General features: G+C 40.8%; 7 protein-coding genes and 1 pseudogene. 2 read left to right on the forward strand and 6 right to left on the reverse strand.

The window, feature by feature from the left end:
- Nucleotides 1–4 precede the first annotated feature (4 nt).
- The 4 genes from L650_RS0102585 to L650_RS0102600 form a co-directional block, all read right to left on the reverse strand.
- Nucleotides 5–502, reverse strand: a complete 498-nt coding sequence (locus L650_RS0102585) for a PTS glucose transporter subunit IIA (protein WP_029772078.1) — start codon at nucleotides 500–502, stop codon at nucleotides 5–7.
- Entirely contained in the window at nucleotides 503–892 is a 390-nt protein-coding gene (locus L650_RS0102590; RefSeq protein WP_029772079.1) for an ACT domain-containing protein, read from the reverse strand.
- Nucleotides 893–1,118: 226 nt separating this feature from the next.
- On the reverse strand, nucleotides 1,119–3,278 hold the full coding sequence (gene pta, locus L650_RS0102595; RefSeq protein WP_029772080.1) for a phosphate acetyltransferase: 2,160 nt from the start codon (nucleotides 3,276–3,278) through the stop codon (nucleotides 1,119–1,121).
- 2 nt (nucleotides 3,279–3,280) lie between these two features.
- The gene (locus L650_RS0102600; RefSeq protein ID WP_029772081.1) at nucleotides 3,281–4,495 is read right to left on the reverse strand and encodes an acetate kinase; all 1,215 of its coding nucleotides are present in this window, start codon (nucleotides 4,493–4,495) and stop codon (nucleotides 3,281–3,283) included.
- A 300-nt stretch (nucleotides 4,496–4,795) separates the two neighbouring features.
- Between L650_RS0102600 and yfbV the strand changes: the two genes are divergently transcribed.
- The gene (yfbV, locus tag L650_RS0102605) at nucleotides 4,796–5,242 is read left to right on the forward strand and encodes a terminus macrodomain insulation protein YfbV (RefSeq protein WP_024034026.1); all 447 of its coding nucleotides are present in this window, start codon (nucleotides 4,796–4,798) and stop codon (nucleotides 5,240–5,242) included.
- Between the two features lie 131 nt (nucleotides 5,243–5,373).
- Here the strand turns inward: yfbV and L650_RS0102610 are convergent, their stop codons facing one another.
- Together L650_RS0102610 and L650_RS24425 are read right to left on the reverse strand one after the other, a co-directional pair.
- Entirely contained in the window at nucleotides 5,374–6,174 is an 801-nt protein-coding gene (locus tag L650_RS0102610) for a putative RNA methyltransferase (protein WP_029772082.1), read from the reverse strand.
- A pseudogene (locus tag L650_RS24425) lies at nucleotides 6,171–6,407 on the reverse strand (hypothetical protein); the annotation flags it as partial. The gene L650_RS0102610 and the pseudogene L650_RS24425, both read right to left, overlap by 4 nt.
- An 82-nt stretch (nucleotides 6,408–6,489) precedes the next feature.
- On the opposite strand from L650_RS24425, the gene L650_RS0102620 reads away from it, so the two are divergent.
- Nucleotides 6,490–7,601, forward strand: a 1,112-nt coding sequence (locus L650_RS0102620) for an ISAs1 family transposase (RefSeq protein WP_029771904.1), incomplete at its 3' end; no start/stop codon positions are given.

Below are 7,601 nucleotides of genomic sequence, written 5' to 3' on the forward strand. Positions count from 1 at the left end.
AGGTTTAGTTCTTCTTAATAATAGTTAAAAGGGGGTCTACACCCGCATTTATTTGCGTGTGTGAATAATGAAAAGTGCCTAAGTTATGGCCATTTAATAGCACCAAGCTGGCCAGTAAGGGCGATTTAAGTTCGCGTAAATCAAAGTAAGCTAAGCGCTGCCCTTTGCTTATTTTGCTGCCATTTAGCTGTGCAATATGTGTGTGTGTAATAGGCTGCTGCGCCGGTAGTGACAAGTTAATGAGAACCTTTAAACCGTTATTTGCTTGGAGAATAAATTCACATCCTGCATTTTTAACCTGCACTAAAGTGCCATCAAAGGGCGCTAAAATTTTATGATTACTTAATGCAACCAACATAGTTGGCCCAAGGGTAGAAAATTTAAAAAAGGGCTCAGGGTGCAGGTTCAAATCAATGACTTTGCCGCTAAAGGGGCTGGTAATTTTTAATGCGCTGGCGGGGAGCTTATTTTGCGCTAAAAACTCGATAGAGGCTGCTCTCATTTATTGATCTACTACTAAATTGTAGCCATCTTTTTTAAGTGCAGTGATGGCTTGCTGCGCAGTGTGTTTTTTTACCAAAATATAATCTGTGTCGTAGGTTGAGATAGAAAAAATAGAAATATTAGCCTTTGCAAGCACGCCAGATATATTGGCCATAATCCCCGTTAAAGAAAACCCCAACGGGCCAACTACTTCAAGTGCTTGCCAATCAGGCTCTGTATCTAAACACTCAATAGCAAAATGACTAGGGCAAACAATAGAAAGCTCATCGTGAGTTTTAGAAATAAAAAATAGGGGTAATTTTAATAGCGCTACAGGAATGTCTGCATCCACTTCTAAACTATGAATTGACAACAGCGTGCTGTGTAATTGTAATGTTTGTTTTGACATTAATAACCTGCAAACAGCGTATAGAGTCAGTTAATAGTATAGATTATTGGCTTTAAATTAAAGGTGTAACAGCCACTAAAATAAAGGCTGTGTGACTGTGGGTAATAAGGATTTAAAACTTACCCACAATTTCTGTGGATAAGTATGGGAATTGGTAGGTATAAATAGCCTAACTAACTAATTAATAAGTAAATATTAGCTAGGCTATAAAAAGCACTAGTTTGATTTAGGCGTTTGCGAGCGCTTCAACTTGAGCTGCTTGAATAGCCGTAAGTGCAATGGTGTACACTATGTCATCGACTAATGCGCCACGGCTTAAATCGTTAACGGGCTTTCGCATACCTTGTAGCATAGGCCCTATGCTGATTAGATCGGCACTACGTTGTACGGCTTTGTAGGTTGTGTTACCGGTATTAAGGTCTGGGAAAATAAATACCGTAGCTTTACCGGCTACTGGGCTATTTGGTGCTTTTTTAAGAGCAACATTTTCCATAATCGCAGCGTCGTATTGCAATGGCCCATCAATAATTAAATCAGGACGTTTTTGTTGAGCAATTTTAGTGGCTTCACGCACTTTTTCAACATCGGCGCCAGAGCCAGAAGTACCTGTGCTGTAGCTTATCATGGCAACACGTGGCTCTATGCCAAACGCGGCTGCAGAGTCGGCTGACTGAATAGCGATATCTGCTAATTGTTCTGCATTAGGGTCGGGGTTAATTGCACAGTCGCCATATACCAGTACTTGGTCAGGCAGCAGCATAAAAAACACAGATGATACAAGTGATGACCCTGGAGCGGTTTTAATTAACTGCAGCGGTGGGCGAATTGTATTAGCTGTTGTGTTAACAGCGCCAGATACTAAGCCATCGACTTTACCTTGCTCAAGCATCATAGTGCCCAGTACAACATTATCTTGTAATTGCTCTTGTGCTACGACTTCTGTTAAGCCTTTGCTTTTACGAATTTCGACCATAGGTGCAACATAGTCGTTAATCACCGATTTTGGCTCAACAATACTTACATGTTCGTTAAGCTCAATACCTTGTTGCTCGGCAATACGCATTATTTCATCGCGATCGCCAAGTAATACTGTTTTGGCAATACCACGTTGTCCACAAATAGCCGCGGCTTTAATAGTACGCGGCTCATTTCCTTCAGGAAGTACCACTGTTTTAGCTGCTTTACGGGCTTTATCTGTAAGTAAATAACGAAACGCAGGAGGAGAGAGCTTACGTGTTTTACCAACATTTTTTGCAAGCGTATCGAGCCAATCAGAATCGATATATTCTGCGTTGTGATCTTTTACTTTTTCAATACGTTGGTCATCATCGCTTGGTACTTCCATATTAAAATTATGCAGTAGTAATGATGTACGCCAAGTATCGGCCTCTGTGGCTAAAATAGGCAAGCCTGTTTGCATTGCTTGTTCACACAGCGCCATTATACGCGGCTCTGGTTCAAAACCACCGGTAAGTAAAATAGCACCAATTTTAGTGCCGTTCATGGCAGACAAACACGCAGCGACTAAAATATCTGAACGATCGCCCGGGGTGACTAATAATGCGCCCGGTGTAAAGTGGTTCAAAATGTTTGATACGGTACGCGCACAAAATGTAATACGGCGTAAGCGACGGTGTAGCATGTCGCCTTCGTTAATAATAGTGGCTTTTAAATACGCGCTTAAATCTTTCACGCGCGGCGCAACTAAATCAAAGTCCCACGGGATGGCGCCTAAAAGCATAAAAGGGTTTTTTCTAAAAATAGGTAAAGAAGCTAAACGGTTTAATTCGTTATCGAGCTCTTCAGCTTTGTATGAATCGACCAAATCAGCGCGGGCGCGGCCTTCTTCATCAAGCGGGGCATTCACTTTGTTAAAAATACAGCCTAAAACCCGCGGGTGATCAATGCCACCATAATACCCAGCAGCAATTTCTAAACGGTCTTCAATTTGCGTAATGGTGTAATTACCAGGGGTTAATACAAATACTATATCGGCACCCAGAGTTTGGGCTATTTCGCGGTTTACACGCCCTGCGTAAGGTTGGCGGCGAGTAGGCACCATGCCTTCAATAATAGCCACTTCGTCATCGTTAATTTTACTTTCAAAGCGCTCTACTATTTCTTCAAGTAAATCATCGCCTTTACCATCGCCAATCATTTGCTCTGCATAGCTTAATGCAAAAGGAGTTGGTGGGGTAATTGATGAGCCTTGCATAATAATTTGAGTTGACTTTTCAGGGCCTGTTTCACCCGTACGTGGTTGGGCAATTGGCTTGAAAAAGTTAACTTTCACGGTTTTTTGCTCAAGCGCACGCACTAACCCGACAGAAACAGATGTTAAACCAACACCCGTAGAAACCGGAATTAACATAATACGACGTGCCATAATTAAAGCTCCTTCACAATGTTAGCGGCATCAAGGGCAATTACCCATTCTTCATTAGTTGGCATTACAACCGCTTTAGTGATCGCGTTGTCAGAGCTAATAATGCCTTCATTACCAAATCGCGCATCTAAGTTGGCTTGTTTATCGCAATCTAAGCCTAAAAACGCCAGTTGTGTGATTACTTTATCGCGGATAATATCTGAGTTTTCGCCTATACCACCGGTAAAAATAAGCGCATCTAACTGCTGTAATGGCACCATGTAGGCGGCAATTTGTTTAGCAAGGCGGTAGCAAAAAATGTCAAGTGCAAGGGCGGCTTTTTCATGGCCAGCTATAGCAGCTTCTTCAATGGTTCTGCAGTCGTTAGACAGTTCACTAATACCTAACAAACCACTTTCTTTATTAAGTAAGTTGTCGATTTGTTTTGCATCGTAATTAAGTTGTGTTGTTAAAAAGTTAAATAAACCAGGGTCGATATCACCGCTGCGGGTGCCCATTACTAACCCAGCAAGCGGGGTTAAGCCCATGCTAGTATCTACACTTTTACCGCCTTTAATTGCACATACAGAACAACCATTACCTAAATGCGCACTAATAAAATTGCTTTGCTCAACAGGCTTATTAATTAATTTAGCGGTTTGGCCTGCTACATAATAGTGGCTTGTGCCGTGCATACCGTAACGGCGAACACCGTGCTCTGTGTATAGCTTGTAAGGGAGTGCATATAAGTAGGCTACTTTATCCATGGTTTGATGAAATGCAGTGTCAAAAACAGCAATCTGTGGCAAACCAGCAAACGAAGCCTGCGCTGATGAAATACCCAGTAAGTTGGCATGGCCATGTAAAGGGGCAAGGCTTGAAGCATCTGAAATACCCGCAATGACTTTTTCATCCACTAATGCAGATTGAGTAAAGTGCTCACCACCGTGAACAACACGATGGCCTACGGCAATTAAATGCTCATCTAAGTGGTGATCTTTAATTAGGCTCACAAGCGTATTAATTGCTTCACCATGCGCTTGATTAGCAGCTAAGGTGATAACGGTTTTATCACCTTGGTATTTATATTTAATAGATGGATTTTCTGAACCTAGGCGTTCAGCTAAGCCCGAAATAATTTCATGCCCGTTATCAGCATCAATAATGGCGAATTTTAAACTCGAACTACCACAGTTTAATACTAAAACGTGTTGTGATTTAGAGGGCGTAGTTGGCATAGATACAGTTTCCATAAACAATAAATTTAGTAAGTGTACGTTAAGATATGAACAATACACTTAAGGTGCAAATTAAAGGTAAACTTAGCCACCATATAGGTGATAAAAAAGCGACTAAAGTCTAATTTATAAGATGCGTATTTTAACCCAGTTAATAAATTTAGTTTAGTGTTTAGTTGCTTATATATACAAAAACAATAACTTTTACTGCTAAAGTGTGAAGCTATTTATTTGTGTTACACTTACAGGCAGTGGCAAGCAGGCGCTACGGGTTTAAAAGTTTAGATGTGAGGAGTCATGATGCAAAAAAGTGTGATGTCACAATTACAGACGGGTAGGGCATATGCAAAAAAATGGCCTATGCGTAAAGAGTTAGCACCGTTGTTTAACGAATTTAAAGTAATTAAGGCAACCGAGCTGGCAATTACTGTAATGCCAATATTAGCCATGCTTACGTTATTTTTTCAGCTTAACTATTTAGGCCCCGATTTTTTACCGCAAGCGATTGCCAGTGCATTGTTTTTTTTATCGTTGCCGTTGCAAGGCTTGTTTTGGTTAGGTAAGCGAGCCGAAACACCATTAGAACCGAGCATGCAAAAATGGTACAACGAGTTATATACCAAAATGGTGGCAAATGGCTATCAAGCCCAAATAAGCGAAAACAAGCCCCGTTATATGGAGCTTGCACACTTATTAAAAGACATGTTTGATAAAATGGATAAAGCGTTTACTAAAGAACAATTTTAGAGCGCGTTTATCTATAAGTGTATGAGCAGAGCGCACGCTTTGCTCCATTTATTTAAGCACTCCCTCTGGCATATGAGCTAACTCAATATAGCCGGTCAGTAATTTCTTCACAAACACTCGTTATTAAAATATCAATCGGCTTTACTAAACTCGGTAATGTAAAACGATAGGGTGACGCTTTGGGCGCCTTTTTCTTCAAGAGTTTGCCAATGTTCAGGTCTAAATTTCCACGCAAATGGTGTCATCATTATTAAATTTTTAATATCTGAAAAATTAAGCGTAACCTGCTCTGTAATGAGCTTTTGATCTGCTTTTATAAAGCCGCTTGGCGTGTCAATTTCAGTGTGTTTTGCTACATCTGCATAAATATATTCTTTCAGCTCTTTTAAATGCCACGGCCCTGGGCTTGCAACTACTAATGTGGCATTTGGCGCAGCTAAACGCGCCAGCTCTTGTTCAAACAAAGGCGCAAAAACACTCAGCAATACGTCAGCAGTGCCTGACTTAAAAGGCGCCTGGCTAATTGATGCAACGCTAAAATGACATTGTGGGTATCGTTTTGCTGCATATTTTACGGCTGATTTAGAAATATCGACGCCGTATACCTGCGCCTCTATTTTATCGGCAATGGCATGAGTATAAAATCCTTCGCCGCAGCCTAAATCTATTAGCACGTTTGGTTTGCGCTCACTAATTATATTACTTAATGCGCGCTGTAAAAATGCATAAAAGCCTTGCTCTAAAAAAGCACGCCTTGCTTGTACCATCTCAAGCGAATCACCCGGTTGCTTTGAGTTTTTGTGTTGCACCGGTAATAAATTTACATAGCCTTCTTTGGCAAAGTCGAAGGTGTGATTATTGTCACATCGAAGTGATGAATTATGTTTTAAAAGTGCGTGGTTACATAAAGGGCATTGGTATTGCAGACTCATGAGTCTAGGTAGTCCTTATCATAAAAAGTTTTGACCCAGTGTGGCCGATAAGTGATCAAAAGCGTAATGGCCATACCGTTAAGCATTGCCTCAGGAAACCAAATGATAGCACTTAGGTATACGTAATTATCTGCCAATTCTTGCCAATTATATTGCCCTATAAGCAAATAAAATAAAGCCCCTAAGCTTATTTTTAGACATGCAATAAAGCCTGCTAATATAAAAGAGCACACACACGGCAAGATCATTATAAATTGAACTTATAGAGCAAGTAGTGATCAGATCAAGGCATAATAATTACTTGGTCGCATAAATATGAGCACTACTTTTCTGAAACATTTTAATTCAATTACAGATCCTCGCATTGAACGTTGTAAAAAGCATGAACTTATCGATATTCTTCTCCTTGCTATTAGCGCTGTACTCTCTGGTGCAGAAGGATGGGAAGATATTGAAGACTTTGGGCACCTAAAGCTTGATTGGTTAAAAAAATACGGTACGTTCAACGCAGGAATTCCAAAACATGACACGATTGCTCGCGTCATGTGTCGGTTAAAAGCAAATGAAATAGAAAGGGCATTTCAATCTTGGATATCATCACTGATTGAAACCACAGGTGCAGATATCATCGCTATCGATGGCAAAACCGCACGACGTTCATTTACCACAAAAGACAGAAAAAGTGCCTTACACACGGTCAGTGCATGGAGTTGCCAACACCAGTTAGTGCTTGGGCAGACGGCTGTTGATAATAAAACAAATGAAATCACCGCAATACCAGAATTACTCACCCTGCTCGATATTGAAAACAGTATCATTACGTTAGATGCGATGGGATGCCAACAAGAAATAGCAAAACAAATCATCCAACAAAAAGCAGATTATATTCTTGCACTTAAAGGTAATCATTCAGGCATGCAAAAGGAACTAGAAGCGTGGTGGCACAAGTGCGAGCGTGAAAGGTTAACTCAGCATAATTGTGATGAATATACCGAAATAAGCTCAGGACATGGGCGTGTTGAAACACGTACATGCCAGCAGTTACTTATAGATAAAAGCTGGTTAGGCAAGGATTATCGTTGGCCTGGCTTAACGAGTATTATTAAGGTCAGGGCTGAAGTTCATGATAAGTCGGCAGGGTCGGATACCACTGAAACACGCTGGTATATAAGTTCATTAGACTTAAATGCAGCGCAAGCACTCAATGCGGTACGCAGTCACTGGCAGGTTGAAAGCATGCATTGGATGCTTGATATGAACTTCAGAGAAGATGAATCGAGAATACGCAAACTTCAAGGGCCATTAATGTTTAATGTAATGCGAAAGATAGCCATGGCGCTTTTTAAACAAGATACATCTAAGTCAGCTAGTATGGCGAGGAAAAAGAAAATGGCAGGGCTAGACGATGATTACCGCTCAACCCTGTT

This window comes from Pseudoalteromonas sp. TB51 (assembly GCF_000498055.1).
GTDB lineage: Bacteria > Pseudomonadota > Gammaproteobacteria > Enterobacterales > Alteromonadaceae > Pseudoalteromonas > Pseudoalteromonas atlantica.